At 59.4% G+C, this 14791-nt stretch carries 18 protein-coding genes; 8 read left to right on the top strand and 10 right to left on the bottom strand.

Features of this window, described 5'->3' with window-relative positions; translation table 11 throughout:
- Window positions 1-63 precede the first annotated feature (63 nt).
- Complete coding sequence (locus BLR20_RS23340) at window positions 64-351, bottom strand: YheV family putative zinc ribbon protein (protein ID WP_010431378.1); 288 nt, start codon at window positions 349-351, stop codon at window positions 64-66.
- Window positions 348-2435: an oligopeptidase A gene (gene prlC, locus BLR20_RS23335; protein WP_162235660.1), complete on the bottom strand. Its 2088-nt coding sequence runs from the start codon at window positions 2433-2435 to the stop codon at window positions 348-350. The genes BLR20_RS23340 and prlC overlap by 4 nt, the downstream gene beginning before the upstream one ends.
- A gap of 76 nt (window positions 2436-2511) precedes the next feature.
- Between prlC and BLR20_RS23330 the strand changes: the two genes are divergently transcribed.
- A complete protein-coding gene (locus tag BLR20_RS23330) occupies window positions 2512-3057 on the top strand; it encodes a gamma carbonic anhydrase family protein (RefSeq protein ID WP_032611298.1) in 546 nt (181 codons plus the stop codon).
- A 169-nt stretch (window positions 3058-3226) separates the two neighbouring features.
- On the opposite strand, the gene BLR20_RS23325 is transcribed toward BLR20_RS23330, so the two are convergent.
- Window positions 3227-4288, bottom strand: coding sequence for an aminopeptidase (locus tag BLR20_RS23325; RefSeq protein ID WP_054993397.1), 1062 nt, complete (start codon window positions 4286-4288; stop codon window positions 3227-3229).
- Between the two features lie 287 nt (window positions 4289-4575).
- Here BLR20_RS23325 and BLR20_RS23320 point away from each other — a divergent pair, with 287 nt between their 5' ends.
- Together BLR20_RS23320 and BLR20_RS23315 are read left to right on the top strand one after the other, a co-directional pair.
- Window positions 4576-5244 (top strand): hypothetical protein, encoded by a 669-nt coding sequence (locus BLR20_RS23320; RefSeq protein ID WP_054993396.1) that lies wholly within the window; start codon window positions 4576-4578, stop codon window positions 5242-5244.
- Window positions 5245-5260: 16 nt separating this feature from the next.
- A complete protein-coding gene (locus BLR20_RS23315) occupies window positions 5261-5695 on the top strand; it encodes a PA0061/PA0062 family lipoprotein (RefSeq protein WP_074595054.1) in 435 nt (144 codons plus the stop codon).
- Here the strand turns inward: BLR20_RS23315 and BLR20_RS23310 are convergent, their stop codons facing one another.
- Window positions 5696-5929 carry a DUF1161 domain-containing protein gene (locus BLR20_RS23310; protein WP_003318449.1) on the bottom strand — a complete coding sequence of 78 codons (234 nt, stop codon included), beginning with the start codon at window positions 5927-5929 and terminating at the stop codon, window positions 5696-5698. It lies immediately after the preceding gene.
- Between the two features lie 118 nt (window positions 5930-6047).
- Window positions 6048-6479, bottom strand: coding sequence for an OsmC family protein (locus BLR20_RS23305; RefSeq protein ID WP_003340074.1), 432 nt, complete (start codon window positions 6477-6479; stop codon window positions 6048-6050).
- Window positions 6480-6691: 212 nt separating this feature from the next.
- Between BLR20_RS23305 and BLR20_RS23300 the strand changes: the two genes are divergently transcribed.
- Window positions 6692-7693 (top strand): LLM class flavin-dependent oxidoreductase, encoded by a 1002-nt coding sequence (locus BLR20_RS23300; protein WP_010431363.1) that lies wholly within the window; start codon window positions 6692-6694, stop codon window positions 7691-7693.
- Window positions 7694-7829: 136 nt separating this feature from the next.
- On the opposite strand, the gene BLR20_RS23295 is transcribed toward BLR20_RS23300, so the two are convergent.
- Both BLR20_RS23295 and BLR20_RS23290 read right to left on the bottom strand, forming a co-directional pair.
- A complete protein-coding gene (locus BLR20_RS23295) occupies window positions 7830-8054 on the bottom strand; it encodes a DUF1161 domain-containing protein (RefSeq protein ID WP_010431361.1) in 225 nt (74 codons plus the stop codon).
- Window positions 8055-8199: 145 nt separating this feature from the next.
- Window positions 8200-8415 carry a dodecin gene (locus tag BLR20_RS23290; RefSeq protein ID WP_003318455.1) on the bottom strand — a complete coding sequence of 72 codons (216 nt, stop codon included), beginning with the start codon at window positions 8413-8415 and terminating at the stop codon, window positions 8200-8202.
- 165 nt (window positions 8416-8580) lie between these two features.
- Here BLR20_RS23290 and BLR20_RS23285 point away from each other — a divergent pair, with 165 nt between their 5' ends.
- Window positions 8581-8907, top strand: a complete 327-nt coding sequence (locus tag BLR20_RS23285; RefSeq protein ID WP_003318456.1) for an ElaB/YgaM/YqjD family protein — start codon at window positions 8581-8583, stop codon at window positions 8905-8907.
- Here the strand turns inward: BLR20_RS23285 and BLR20_RS23280 are convergent, their stop codons facing one another.
- A complete protein-coding gene (locus BLR20_RS23280) occupies window positions 8908-9864 on the bottom strand; it encodes a LysR family transcriptional regulator (RefSeq protein WP_032611292.1) in 957 nt (318 codons plus the stop codon).
- A gap of 79 nt (window positions 9865-9943) precedes the next feature.
- Between BLR20_RS23280 and trpB the strand changes: the two genes are divergently transcribed.
- From trpB to BLR20_RS23265, 3 genes are all read left to right on the top strand, one after another.
- Window positions 9944-11173 (top strand): tryptophan synthase subunit beta, encoded by a 1230-nt coding sequence (trpB, locus tag BLR20_RS23275; protein WP_032611291.1) that lies wholly within the window; start codon window positions 9944-9946, stop codon window positions 11171-11173.
- Window positions 11170-11979 carry a tryptophan synthase subunit alpha gene (gene trpA / locus BLR20_RS23270; RefSeq protein WP_010431349.1) on the top strand — a complete coding sequence of 270 codons (810 nt, stop codon included), beginning with the start codon at window positions 11170-11172 and terminating at the stop codon, window positions 11977-11979. Before trpB ends, trpA begins: the two co-directional genes overlap by 4 nt.
- Window positions 11980-12104: 125 nt before the next feature.
- Entirely contained in the window at window positions 12105-12623 is a 519-nt protein-coding gene (locus BLR20_RS23265; RefSeq protein ID WP_054993395.1) for an anti-virulence regulator CigR family protein, read from the top strand.
- A 138-nt stretch (window positions 12624-12761) separates the two neighbouring features.
- Here the strand turns inward: BLR20_RS23265 and BLR20_RS23260 are convergent, their stop codons facing one another.
- Entirely contained in the window at window positions 12762-13586 is an 825-nt protein-coding gene (locus BLR20_RS23260; RefSeq protein ID WP_054993394.1) for an alpha/beta fold hydrolase, read from the bottom strand.
- A gap of 145 nt (window positions 13587-13731) precedes the next feature.
- The gene (locus BLR20_RS23255; protein ID WP_032611284.1) at window positions 13732-14682 is read right to left on the bottom strand and encodes a choline sulfate utilization transcriptional regulator; all 951 of its coding nucleotides are present in this window, start codon (window positions 14680-14682) and stop codon (window positions 13732-13734) included.
- Window positions 14683-14791: the final 109 nt, after the last annotated feature.

The raw sequence follows: 14791 nt of genomic DNA, 5'->3' as shown, positions 1-14791 counted from the left end.
CGGACAATAAAAAAGGTTCGCTCAAACGAGCGAACCTTTCATGTTCAGCACCGGCCGATCACGTCACTCCAGATCAACCGGCTTCTTCAACTTCGGGTTCGGAAAGAACTGCACACCCTGTACTTTCGGGTCTGCCGGCTTGACCGCCACCTTGTTGACCCGCGTACCCAGCTCCTTCGGTATCGAAATACCCTGCTCGTTGAGCGTGTCGCTGTAGCCGCAACTCACGCACTCGCGATGCGGCACGTCGTTTTCGTTCCACATCATCAGTTTGTCAGGCTCGCTGCACGCCGGGCAAACCGCCCCGGCGATGAAGCGTTTCTTGGTAATGATTACCGGTGTATCGGTCATGCTGCCGCGTCCTCACTCAAGCCACTGTGGCGCAAGAGTGCGTCAATCGAAGGCTCGCGTCCGCGGAAGTCGACGAACAGCACCATCGGTGCCTGCGAACCGCCACGCGCCAGAATGGCTTCGCGGAAGGCGCGTCCGGTTTCAGCGTTGAGCACACCGTCTTCCTCGAATTTCGAGAACGCATCGGCAGACAGCACCTCGGCCCACTTGTAGCTGTAATAACCGGCTGCGTAACCGCCTGCGAAGATGTGCGCGAAGCTGTTCGGGAAGCGGTTATAGGCGGGTGGACGCATCACTGACACTTCGTCGCGAATACCTTCCAGCACGTCCAGCACGCTGCGGCCGTCGCCATGCGTGGCATGCAGTTCGAAATCGAACAGCGAGAACTCCAGCTGACGCACCATCATCAGGCCGGACTGGAAGTTCTTGGCAGCAAGCATCTTCTCCAGCAGGTCCTGCGGCAGTGGCTCGCCGGTTTCGTAATGACCGGAGATCAGCGCCAGGCCTTCAGGCTCCCAGCACCAGTTTTCCATGAACTGGCTTGGCAACTCGACGGCGTCCCAGGCCACGCCATTGATACCGGATACACCGGCATGCTCGACGCGGGTCAGCAGGTGATGCAGGCCATGGCCGAATTCGTGGAACAGCGTGGTGACTTCGTCGTGGGTCAGCAGCGCAGGCTTGCCCGCGACAGCGGGTGTGAAGTTGCACACCAGATTGGCCACCGGGCTTTGCAAGGTGCCTTGCGCCGTACGGCGACGATCGCGCGCGCCGTCCATCCAGGCACCACCACGCTTGTTGGCGCGGGCATACAGGTCGAAGAAGAAACGCCCGACGTGCTGGCCGTTTTCCTTGATCTCGAACAGACGAACGTCGGGGTGCCAGGTGTCGAAGCCTTTCTGCTCGGCAATCTCGATGCCGTACAGGCGCTGAACGATGGTGAACAGGCCGCCGAGCACCTTATCGACAGGGAAGTAGGCACGCAGGATTTCCTGGGAAACGCTGTAGCGCTGCTCGCGCAACTTCTCGCCGTAGAAACCGCTGTCCCAGCTTTGCAGATCCGGGCAGCCCTGTTCAGCGGCATAAGCCTTGAGCTGCTCCAGGTCCTGGGCAGCAAAAGGCTTGCTGCGTTTGGCCAGGTCACGCAGGAAGCTCAGCACCTGATCGCTGGACTCGGCCATCTTGGTCGCCAGGCTCAACTCAGCGTAGTTTGCATAGCCGAGCAGTTGCGCGAGTTCCTGACGCAGGTCGAGGATCTGCTCCATGACCGGCGTGTTGTCGTTCTTGCCCGCGTTCGGGCCTTGATTCGACGCGCGGGTGGCGTATGCCGCATAGACTTCCTCGCGCAGTGCACGGTCTTCGGCGTAAGTCATCACCGCGTAGTAGCTAGGGAATTCCAGCGTGATCAGATAGCCTTCCAGATCCTTGGCCTTGGCGGCGGCGGCCATCTGCTGTTTGGCAGAATCGGTCAGGCCGGCGAGGGCGGACTCATCGGCGACCAGCTTGGTCCAGGCCTGAGTGGCATCGAGCAACTGATTGGAAAACTGGCTGCCCAGCTCCGACAGTTTGCTCTGCACTTCGGCGTAACGCTTCTGCTGCTCTGGCGGCAGATCGATACCTGACAGACGGAAGTCGCGCAGCGACTGCTCCAGAATGGTCTTCTGGCCAACGTCGAAGCTGGCAGCTTCCGGGCCATTGGCCAAGGCTTCATAGGCCTGGAACAGCGCACGGTTCTGGCCCATCTCGGTGGAGTAGGCGCTCAAGGCCGGCAGGCATGATTCATACGCTTCGCGCAGCTCGGCGCTGTTGCACACGGCATTGAGGTGGCTGACGGGGCTCCAGGCAGCGCCCAGGCGGTCGTTCAGCTCGTCCATGGTCAGTACCAGCCCGGCCCAGGTCGGTGTCGAACCCTGTTTGGCGAGGATGTCGGCAATCGCGGCACGGTTATCCGCCAGGATCTGTTCGATAGCAGGTTTGACATGCTCGGCACGAATCGCCGAAAAGGGTGGCAGGTCGTACGATTGCAGAAGAGGGTTGTTCGCGCTCACGGTTTTGCACCTTGCCTTGAAGAAACACTCGGCCATCTTAATTACAATCGACGCCGACCGCAGCAACCAAACCCGCTCTACACGCCTATCACTGCCAAAGAAGGAGCCTATCGTGGCCATTCGCAAGTTTCAGGAGCACACCCCGGCCCTCGGCGAACGGGCCTTTGTCGATCATTCAGCGGTGGTTATCGGTGACGTCGAAATCGGCGCCGACAGCTCCGTCTGGCCGCTGACCGTGGTACGCGGCGACATGCACCGCATCCGCATCGGCGCCCGCACCAGCGTGCAGGACGGCAGCGTGCTGCACATCACCCACGCCGGTCCCTTCAACCCGGACGGTTTTCCACTGCTGATCGGCGATGAAGTGACCATCGGACACAAGGCCATGCTGCACGGCTGCACAATCGGCAACCGCATCCTGATCGGCATGGGCACGACCATCATGGATGGCGCGGTTGTCGAAGACGAAGTCATCATCGGCGCAGGCAGTCTGGTGCCGCCAGGCAAAGTGCTGGAAAGCGGCTTTCTGTACGTCGGTCGCCCGGTTAAACAGGTGCGCGCCCTCACCGAAAAGGAAATCGCCTTCTTCCCGTACAGCGCGACCAATTACGTGAAGCTCAAGGATCAGCACCTGGCGGAGGGGTTTGATAAGGCCTGAGGCCCGCTCTCATTCCTGCGCTCTACACTCAATCGGCCTTCGATTCTGATTGAAGGCCGGAGGAGCGAACCGGGCGACGCTTCGCTTGTTCGCGAAGACCGCGGTTCAAACGCCCTTTATGTGGGCGCTGTACCGACCTCTTCGCGAGCAAGCTCGCTCCCACAGGGCTTCACGGCATCAACGCCCGCAGCGCCGCCTTGCGCGACTCGGCGGGCATGGCGCCCAACTTTTCCACAGCTCGATAAAAAGCCTGCCAGTCGCCATTTACCTGCCTGAATAAAGCCTCGAACGCTGGCACCCACTGATCGTAAAGACCAAAAGGCAGCAGTTTGGCGTTGTTCATCGGGCTGTTGATCCAGGCATCGAAACGCTTGTCGCCGGCCCACTGTTCATCCCGCAACGCGCGGTAGTCACGGCGCATCCGCTCGAACGCTTCAGCCTTGCGTGTGCGCATCTCCTCGGCCGACAGCGGCTGACGATAAAGCGCCTTGAGTCGCTCCCGGGTATCGAGTACCAACCGGGTAAACTGATCACGCCGCGCAGACTGCGAAACACTCTCCGGCGGTAATCCCCGCGCTGCACGCCATTGCCGCGTACCTTCCTGCTCGACGAAACTGGCGTAGGACTCGTTGAACTCCGTGTCGTCCTTCACATAAAAACGCTGATGCGCCAACTCATGGAAAATCAGCGTCGCCAGACGCTCGTCACCCCAACCCATCATCGAACTGAGAATCGGATCATTGAACCAACCCAGCGTCGAATAGGCTTCCACGCCACTCACATACACATCCTTGCCCGCCTGGCGCTGCAACGCCGCCTCGCCACGCGCCCCGCCAGGGCTGTAATAACCGCGATACGCCACACACCCGGCAATCGGAAAACAATGCGTGACCGGCTCCAGCGAGAACTCATCCGTCGCGAACACATTCCACACCACATAAGGGCGGCCCAGGTCCGCATACAGGCGGTAACTCTTGTTGTCCGGCAGATGCAAATGCTCGCTGGCAAACGCCCGCGCCAACTGCGACCGGGCTAGATGCTCGCGCAAACCTGCATCCCGGGTCGGGTCAGCCACGATCTTCTCCACCGGCTCGCGCGCCTGCAGCAACTGCCACTGGCCCTGCGCGAGCTGGCCGTAGTAGGAAACGCTGGAGCAGCCGGCGAGCAGCATGACGGCCGTCAGCGCCAGCAGATGCAGGTAGCGAAGGCGTGGCAGGTAGAATGTGGCCATGAAGGGAAGGGCTTTGTTGGCTTGGGTACGGTGATGTTATGCAGGAGGGGAGTGGGGATGTGCAACTGTTATGAGGATTGAAGGGTATAGAGACTCAACCACGGACGAGCTGGAACGTATCAAGCTGTGCGCCCGTGTAAAAAGCTATTTCCATTAGACACAAACAGAAAACCCACCGTGCAGGTGGGCTTTAGGTATTGCTATATCATCTGTCCGTGGGGGGAGGCATAAGCCAGCTAGGCCCTCGGCAAGTGGGCAGACTATAGGGAGATTTGCAGTTGTCGTCAATGTCAGCTTTAGAGGTCGCAAAGGCAATCAGATTATCCATTTCCTCTGCCCGGATTTCGACGTATGAAAACGCAGCGCGCGCTGTGGGCCGGGGTCTTGATGAGGCCATCACTTTGTATGCCTGGAACGCCCTCGTCTCTGCAGCGTTCCTTACACCGCTACACCTGTGCGAGGTGATTGTTCGTAACGGTGTTGCAGAAGCAATCGCTTCGGTTTACGGTCCCGAGTGGCCTTGGAGTCCCGGCTTCGAGCAGAGCTTGCCCAATGTTACAGGCCCGGTTTTCAAGCCAAAACAAGAGCTTGCAAGAGCCAGACAGAAATGTGGCACAACCGGCGCCGTTATCGCGGAGTTGAAATTCGTCTTTTGGGAAAAGATGTTCACAAAACGGTTTGAAGGCCGTATCTGGGCTCCTTATCTATACCGCTTTTTTCCAAACCTTGAAAAGTGCTTCACTGTATCTGCCCACCGAGCAAAGATCGCGGCTGATCTCGAACAAATCCGATTGCTTCGAAATCGAATTGCTCATCATGAGCCAATCTTTTCACGAAACCTGAGAAGCGATTTTGCCGTTATCCAACGCTTGACCGAAACACGCTGCGCAGTTTCTGCAGACTGGATGAATGGCCAACAGCAGGTCATGTCAACGGTTGCCACTAAACCTTTTTAAACAGAGGTACACCTCGGTGCCAAACCGTCTTCTGATACTGATAACGACATTCACTCTAGCCACCCTCACCGGATGCGCCGGCCCCTTGCCCGCCGTCAACCCGGACATGGCGTGGGTCGACATGCGTACCATCACCGGTCAGTTAATCATGGGCGACAAGCTCGATGGCAAGAACACTTACGACGGGCGCTACTTTCAGGTCACGCCGGGCAGCCATGAGTTGCAGGTGCGTTACGACTACGAGTACCGATCGGGCGGTATGGGGATGATCGGCGACGAGTACACCGAGATCACTTGTTACGTCAGTGTTCGTTACGACCACTTCGCCGCAGGGCAGCGTTATGTGCTGGAGGTACGCTCACTGGCGAACAGTGTCGACGCCTGGCTTTACGATGCACAGCGCAAGGTAGTGGCCGAGGAGGAAGAAGAGGGCGGGGTGCACTGCATCTGATCAGCGGCCGTTGAGCTGATAGATGATCTTTTTCGTACCGTTGTCGCAACTGCCGACGATCATGCTCGGATCGGTGGCTTCTTCGTTGCTCACGATTTCCAGCGTGTAGGACGTGACGTTATTGGCCTGGATCTTGGCTTCGATTTCAGCCTTGAGTTCTTCGCAGGATTTAGGTGCCGCCAGGGCGCTGGTGGCCAGCAGGGTGCAGGTCGCTGCCAGAATAAAACGTTTCATGCTCGACTCCTGATCATAATCAAACCATGCGTCAACCAACGCATGACCGATGAAGCAAGCCAGCTTTATACAGCAGATACAGGAGCGCACAAGGCGCCCCCGCAAGGCTGGCTGTGAATCAGCTCAGCAATGTAGCGTCCAGGGTGATCTTGGCGTTCAGTACCTTGGAAACCGGGCAGCCTTCTTTGGCCTGCTTGGTCAACTCGTCGAACTTCTCTTGGGTCGCGCCTGGCACTTTGGCCTTGAGGGTCAAATGCACAGCGCTGATCGCGAAACCGCCTTCTACCTGATCCAGAGACACCTCAGCCTGAGTATCGATGCTTTCAGCAGTCAGGCCTGCACCGCCCAGAATCATGGACAGTGCCATCGAGAAACAGCCTGCATGGGCTGCGCCGATCAATTCTTCAGGGTTGGTGCCCTTGCCGCCCTCAAAACGGGCCTTGAAGCCGTAAGGTGCTTCGCGCAACACGCCGGTTTCCGTGGAGATGCTGCCGATACCGCTTTTCAGATCACCTTCCCAGTGGGCGGATGCTTTCTTGACGATGCTCATGGTGGCTCCTTTTGGAATGAATTTGGATCGTTGCTGTTACAGCATTCTGAGGATAGACGGCTCTGGAAAGTTCAACCGTCGGAAAGACCTACCATTTCAGTAGGTTTTTCTACACTGCCCCATTGAAAAGCCGGACTTGCGCCCGCACTGCTGTTTCATCGTGGGCAGCTCCAGCAGCCGGCCCATCACAATTCGAGGAGCTACCCCGGCCTATGAAACGTCTGGCAGATGTAAAAATTTCCACCCTTGATCTGGTGCCGGTGCGCCACGACAAAGGGCCCGCCGAATCCCTGCGCAACTCGCTGAACCTTGCCCAGCATGTCGAAAAGCTGGGTTACAACCGCTTCTGGGTGGCCGAACACCACAACATGGACGGCATCGCCAGTTCAGCGACCTCGGTGCTGCTCGCGTACCTGGCAGGCGGTACGTCGACCATTCGTATCGGGTCGGGCGGGATCATGCTGCCCAACCACGCGCCGCTGGTGATTGCCGAGCAGTTCGGCACGCTGGCCAGCCTGTATCCCGGTCGCATCGACCTGGGGCTGGGCCGCGCACCGGGTTCCGACCAGATGACTGCGCGAGCCTTGCGCCGCGAGCGCTCCGGCAGCGCCGATGACTTTCCGGATGATGTCACCGAACTGATGGAATACCTGGGCCCGCGCACGCCTGATCAAAAAGTGATCGCCGTACCCGGTTCAAACACCAACGTGCCGATCTGGCTGCTGGGTTCGAGCCTGTTCAGCGCCCAGCTGGCAGGCATGCGCGGCTTGCCGTATGCCTTCGCATCGCACTTTGCACCGCGTTACATGCACGAGGCGATTCGCGTGTATCGCAATCACTTCCAGCCTTCCGAGGTGCTCGACAAGCCTTACGTGATGCTTGGCGTGCCCCTGTCGGCGGCAGACACGGACGAACATGCCGAATACCTGGCGACCTCGGTCTACCAGCGCATTCTGGCGCTGATGCGTGGGCACAGCCTGATGCAGCGCCCGCCTGTCGAATCAATGGACGGCCTGTGGCTGCCACACGAGCGTGAGGCGGTAGCAAGCTTCCTGGGGCTGGCGATGGTGGGTGGCCCGGACAAGATCCGCGCCAAACTGGATGTGCTGCTTGAGCAGACCGACGCTGATGAGTTGATCTTCACCTGTGACATGTACGAGCACGAGGATCGACTGCGCTCATACGAGATCCTCGCGCAGGTCGCACACGGCTAAGCGATTTTCCGAATCGGAAAAAACCAGCCACAAACAAAATCGCCCCGGACTGGATGACAGTCCGGGGCGATTCTGTTCGTGAACCTGCAAACGGGATTAACCGGGCAAACCGGCCTGAGCCGGGCCCGGTTGGCAATCAACCGCGCTTGTAAACGATTTCCTTGGTACCACCTTCGCAGGTGCCGACGACTTGCTTGTCGGCCGCGCTGCCTTTCTCGACCACTTCCAGCGTGTAGGAATTTACGCCCTTCGCCTGGAGTCTGGCATCGAGTTCACTTTTCAACTCTTCACACGGCTTGCCTGCCGCGAGGGCAGTGCCTGCAATGCTCAGCAAGCCTACAGCCAACAAAAACTTCTTCATGGGTAATCCCTCTCGTCCGGCCAAATGAAGACGCCATTGGAACAGGCGCCCATTGAAATCCCCACGCTCACAAAGCGAACGCGTGGCCACATCTGCGTGTAGCGCAAGTTATGGCAATCGGCCAGCCGAAAGGTTCAGATCACCCTCAGCTGTTGGTGATGCGGAAGCCCACTTTCAACGTTACCTGGAAGTGCGCGACTTTGCCGTTTTCGATATGGCCGCGGGTTTCGGTCACTTCAAACCATTCCATCAGGTCGAGGCTTTTGCTGGCTTCGGCCAGGGCATTGTTGATGGCGTCTTCGATGGTGGTCGTGGAAGAGCCGACGATTTCAACTTTCTTGTACGTGTGATGATCCGACATGACAGTTCTCCTGAGGTCTGAAAAAGACGCGATATAGAGCGCGCTCCCTGCTTCTGTCAGGAGAAGGCGCGCAAAAGTTCAGACCTTTGCAAAAATCCCATCGCACTTTCCAAAAAGCCCGGAGTCCGAAACAACACGCTCACTCATCATTGCAGGAGAAACACCATGGCTACTACGTCACTTCGCAAAGCCTCGTTGCAGAGTATGGAAGCTGAAATCGAGAGCCTCCTGAAGTCCCTCGAGGGCCTGAAAGCCGACGCTACCGACGAGTCGCGCAAGACACTGAAGAATCTGAAAGCCAACGCTGAAAGCGCGCTGAGCCACTCGCGCAGCCTGCTCAGCGATGTCTACGAAGACGTCAAAGAGAAAACCCGCGAAAACGCACTGGCAACCCGTGACTACGCTCAGGAACACCCTTGGACCACCGCCGGCGTTGCGGTAGGTGCCATTGGCCTGATCGCTGCCTACATGCTGTTCAAGCGCGGTAACTGATCAGTTTCTGATCGGTTCCCCGGACCGCTTCAGCTCATTTTTCAACCACTGAGCAAGCTGCTGCGCCCGTCCATCGGCCGCACGTCCGGGTACCCAAAGCGCCAGCTGCGCCGGGGTTTCACTGAATCCCCAAGGCGCAGCCAGGCGACCGGCTTTCAGGTCATCGATGACCAGAGGTTCCGGCGCAATCGCGATGCCAAGGCCCGCCACGGCCGCCTCCAGCAAATAATACAAATGCTCGAAACCCTGCCCGTAACGCAATGACTGCGGGTCGATGCCGTTCTGTTGCGCCCAGCTTGGCCACGCCTGCGGACGCGATGTGGTTTGCAGCAATGATTCTTCCAGCAACGCCTCGACAGGCGCATCGAACAAACGCTCGAATCGCGCGAAGCGTGGGCTCAATACCGGTCCGATTCGCTCGCTTGCCAGTTCGAATACCTGCATGTCTGCCGGCCATGGCGGCTCGGCAAATATCAGCAGGGCATCAAGGCCCGGCCGACGCGGGTCAAGATCACCTTCGCCTGCCGACAAGTGCAGACGCAGGTCCGGCAGCTCGGCATTCAGGCGGCTCAAGCGCGGGATGAACCAGCGCGCCAGCAGGCTGCCCGAGCAACCCAATACGAACGGCGCGTCTGCGCTGCCCTTGCTCAGCTCTGCACACACGACGCGCAGCCGGTCGAACGCGTCGCCACTGACATCGCGTAGACGAATACCTGCATCTGTGAGTTTCAAGCCTCGTCCATCCTTGCTGAACAGGCTTACGCCCAAGTGTTCTTCAAGCACTTTCAATTGGCGACTGACCGCGCCATGCGTCACGTTCAGCTGTTCGGCCGCCTGACTGACACTACCAAACCGGGCAGTGCTTTCGAAGGCGCGCAACGCATTGAGGGGAGGAAGGTCGCGGCTCATGATCTGTGAGTTTTCCTGACAGGTTGCAGCGATCTTATCGGTTTTCATCCGGCCTTGCGCTGGTTAAAGTGGACCCATTGCCAATACGGCTCAACTCATTCGCCCAATACTGCAACTGGAGCACTTCATGACCCAGACCAATTTCCGCAGCGGCCCCGACGCCAACGGCCTGTTCGGCTCATTCGGCGGCCGCTACGTGGCTGAAACTCTGATGCCGCTGGTGCTCGACCTCAACCGCGAGTACGAAGCCGCCAAGATCGATCCGGAATTCATCAAAGAGATGGCCTATTTCCAGCGCGATTACGTGGGCCGTCCAAACCCGCTGTACTTCGCCGAGCGCCTGACCGAGTTCTGCGGCGGCGCGAAGATCTACTTCAAGCGTGAAGAGCTCAATCACACCGGCGCACACAAGATCAACAACTGCATCGGCCAGGTGCTGCTGGCCAAACGCATGGGCAAAAAACGCCTGATCGCGGAAACCGGTGCCGGTATGCACGGCGTTGCGACTGCCACCGTTGCTGCACGTTTCGGCCTGCCTTGCGTGATCTACATGGGCGCCACCGACATCGAGCGCCAACAGGCGAACGTGTTCCGCATGAGGCTGCTGGGCGCTGAAATCGTCCCGGTCACTTCCGGCACCGGCACCCTGAAAGATGCGATGAACGAAGCGCTGCGTGACTGGGTAACCAACGTCGACGACACTTTCTACCTGATCGGTACCGTTGCAGGTCCGCACCCTTACCCGGCGATGGTCCGTGATTTCCAGGCCATCATCGGCAAGGAAACCAAAGAGCAGATGCTGGAGAAGGAAGGTCGTCTGCCAGACAGCCTGGTCGCCTGTGTCGGCGGCGGTTCCAACGCCATGGGCCTGTTCCATCCGTTCCTGGATGACGCCAGCGTGGAAATCATCGGCGTTGAAGCGGGCGGTCATGGCGTCAGCACCGACAAGCACGCGGCCAGCCTGAACGGCGGCGTACCGGGCGTGCTGCACGGCAACCGTACCTACCTGCTGCAGGACGGCGACGGACAGATCACCGATGCACACTCGATCTCTGCCGGCCTGGACTACCCGGGCATCGGCCCGGAGCACGCATTCCTGCACGAAGTGAAGCGCGTCGAGTACGTCAGCATCACCGATGACGAAGCGCTGGACGCTTTCCATCAGTGCTGCCTGCTCGAAGGCATCATCCCGGCGCTGGAAACCGCTCACGCCCTGGCCGAAGCCATGAAGCGCGCGAGCAACCTGCGCGACGATCACCTGATGGTCGTGTGCCTGTCCGGGCGCGGTGACAAAGACATGCAAACCGTCATGAACCACATGGCCGCCGCCGAACACACTCAGGAGCAGCTGGTATGAGCCGTCTAGAACATCGTTTCGCCCAGCTTAAAACCGAAGGTCGTGCGGCGCTGGTCACCTTCATCACCGCCGGTGACCCTGGCTACGACACTTCGCTGAAAGTCCTGAAGGGCCTGCCTGCTGCGGGTGCCGATGTAATCGAGCTGGGCATGCCGTTCACCGATCCGATGGCTGACGGCGTGGCGATTCAGCTGGCGACCCTGCGTGCTCTGGACGCTGGCCAGACCTTGCAGAAAACCCTGCAGATGGTCAGCGAATTCCGTGTCGACGATCAGACCACGCCGATCGTGCTGATGGGTTACTACAACCCGATCCACCGCTTTGGTGTCGAAGCCTTCGTGGCGCAGGCAAAAGAAGCAGGCGTTGATGGTTTGATCATCGTTGACTTGCCACCCGAGCACGACGCCGAGCTGGCAACCCCTGCGCAGGCGTCCGGCATCGACTTCATCCGTCTGACCACGCCGACCACCGACGATGCGCGTCTGCCGCGTGTGCTGGAGCGCAGTTCCGGGTTCGTCTACTACGTGTCGGTTGCCGGTGTGACCGGTGCTGGCTCGGCCACCACCGAGCACGTCACTGAAGCCATCGCTCGCTTGCGCCGCCACACCGATCTGCCGATCAGCGTCGGTTTCGGTATCCGCACACCCGAGCAGGCCGCAGCGATTGCGCGTCTGGCTGACGGCGTGGTTGTGGGCTCGGCGTTCGTCGACAAGATCGCCAGCGCCGAGTCGCCGGAGCAGGCCGTCGACGGCGTGCTAACGCTGTGCGCGGCACTGGCCGAGGGCGTACGTAGCGCTCGCCGCTGAGGGTAAAGTTTCTGATACAGAGGAATCAAAGCCTGAACGGCGGTTCTATGTAGCAAGACACAAGGGGTTCATGACCAACGTCATGAGCCCCTTTTTGCTGCATCGCGTGAAGCCGAGGAAGCACCATGAAACTGCCAAACCGTTTTATCACCGGACTGGGTATCTTGATGATCAGCGCCAGTCCGCTGCTGCAAGCTGCACCACCTGATCAACGCGGTGGTGGCCCGGACGACAACCGTGGTGCCCAGCAGCCGGGTCCGCAGAACGACGGCGGGAATAACCAACGCGGCAATGACCGTGGGCCGGGCAACGACAATGGCAGGGGTCCGGACAAAGGTCCGGCCAACCCGCCCGGCAGACAGGCCCATCAGGACAACCGCCCACCGCAGGATTTCGGCCCGGTACGCGAGACCTTCCAGCAACACCGCGACGTCATCGGCCGGGGCCAGCCACTGCCACCGGGCGTACACATCGCCAAGGGCCGTCCGTTGCCACCTGGTTACGGCAAACGCCTGGACAGCCGCTCGCTGCAATACCTGCCACATTATGACGGCTACGAATGGCGCCGCCTGGGCACCGACGTCGTGCTGATCGCCGTGGGTTCAGGGATTGTGTATGCGATTCTGGACGGTGTGTTGAATTGATGGGTGCTGCGATGCGGAGCGTCACGCAAGGCATCCAACGCTGGAGCGTGAGGAACGATAATCTCGACTATCGTGCGACGCTCCGCGTCGCATGCCGTTCTGGACGCTCCGCGTCCGATCTTGAGGGCCCAGCTCAGATCAACCCTGCTTCTGATTGACCCGCGCCAGAAACGCCATCAGCGCACCCGAAACAAACGCCGGGTTTTCCAGATTGGCGATATGCCCGGCCTCAGGCACCAGCACGTAAGGGCAGCCGATCAGGTTCGCCATCTCACGGGTTTCCTCGGGAGGTCTGGGGATATCCGCGTCGCCACACATCACCAGCGTGGTGTCGGCATTCAGTTGCTCGATCAACCCGAGGCGGTCATCACGACCAAAAATCATCCTTCCCAGTGATACGACGGACTGACGCAACTGCTCGGCATTCATGCCGGCAAGCGCTGCACGAAACGACGTGTACACAGGCGACTGCGGATCAATCCCGGGACGGAAGAAGATTGGTACAACGATATCCAGCAGCGGCTCAGGAAAGCTCCCGGCTTCTTCCAGCTTGTCGAGCAACGAGAAATAGTAGGCTTTCTTGGCCTCGCTCTCTTTGCCCAGATACGTGTCCATCAGCACCAGCCCGGTGATGCGCTCTGGCGCGAGCAGCGCAGCGATTGCGCCCCACATACCGCCGACCGACAGCCCGACGATGCTGCAACGCTCGATATTCAAATGATCCAGCAGCGCCAGCGCATGCCGCGCCAGGTCATCGAGATTGCGCGTGCCCTCAGGAAACCCGCTGGAATCGCCATGGCCCCACAGATCCGGCACGAGCACCCGATACTGGCTGGCCAGAGTATCAACCTGTGCACTCCACATCGCCTTGTCCCAGAGATAGCTGTGACCGAGCAATACCACCGGGCCCGTGCCCTGATCGGAATAGTGAAGTGTCTTACCGTCGATGAGCAGATCCGGCATTTCTGATGATCCTCTGTTCTGGTCTTTCAGCATTCGATTCAAGCAGCCTGGGGCAGGCCACTGATGATGTTCAAGCCTGCGCATGACCATTTTGTTGATGTGTGCGCTGCGATGGACCGAGCGGTCACTTTTCAGCGCGGCGATGTTACACCGCAATCGATGGCAATGGCCTGCCCGCCAGCGAAACCCCGCTCAATGCCTGCTCGCTGGCCAGCCAGTCCACGAACTGCTGAACGATCTGCACGCGGCGTTTGCGCTGGGGCAGGACCACGTAATAACCCTGGCCGGAAATCGCAGCGCCGGCGATGGGGCGGCAGAGCAGGCCCTGATCGAGCAGGTCGTCGACCAGGTGACGCCAGCCGATGGCGATGCCTTGTCCGCCGATGGCAGCCTGGATCAGCAGGGTGTAGTTGTCGAAGCGCAACTGACCAGGCGCGGGGGCTTGCGGGATGTCGAGCGCGCGAAATACGCCCGCCCAGTCAAACCAGTGGTTGATGCTTTCGCCACGCAGATGCAGGAGCGGAAAGTCGCGCAGTGCGTCGTTGGGCAGCGGTGTCTGGCGACCGGCGAGCAATTGCGGACTGCACACCGGAAAGACCTCTTCGCTGAACAGCCAGTGGCTTTCGCCCTGTTTGAAGCGCCCGTCACCGAACAGCACGGCCACGTCGATATCGGCGCGTAACATGCTGTGGGTACGCTCGCTGGTGACCAGGCTGACATCCACGTCCGGGTTGACCTTGTGGAAGCGGTGCAGACGCGGCATCAGCCAGTAGGCGGCGAAGGCGAAGTCGGTCGCCACTTGCAGAACTTCATGCTGGTGTTGTTCGGTGATCGCTATCAATCCGCTGTCGATGGATTGCAGCCCGGCCTGCACATGGCTGAATAACACTTCACCGGCGTCGGTCAATTCGATGCCACGGTAGATGCGGTCAAACAGTCGGGTAGCGAGTTGCTCTTCGAGACGCTTGATCTGCTGGCTGACCGCAGGCTGAGTCGTGCCGAGTTCGAGAGCTGCCGCAGTGAAGCTGCGCAAGCGCGCCGCGACTTCAAATGCACGCAGCAGGTCGAGTGACACATCGCCGAAAGATTCAAACATTAGCTGGGCTTATCCTAGGCATTGCTGTGTATGGGCTTTACCCTGAAACGTATGGACTCCATCCTCATACCCGGCACTTTCGCATAACTTTTCACAATGGGATGCAGCG

This window comes from Pseudomonas congelans (assembly GCF_900103225.1).
GTDB classification, from domain to species: Bacteria; Pseudomonadota; Gammaproteobacteria; order Pseudomonadales; family Pseudomonadaceae; genus Aquipseudomonas; species Aquipseudomonas congelans.
The sequence above is the reverse complement of the archived record's forward strand: the minus strand, read 5'-3'. Positions and strand labels throughout refer to the sequence as shown.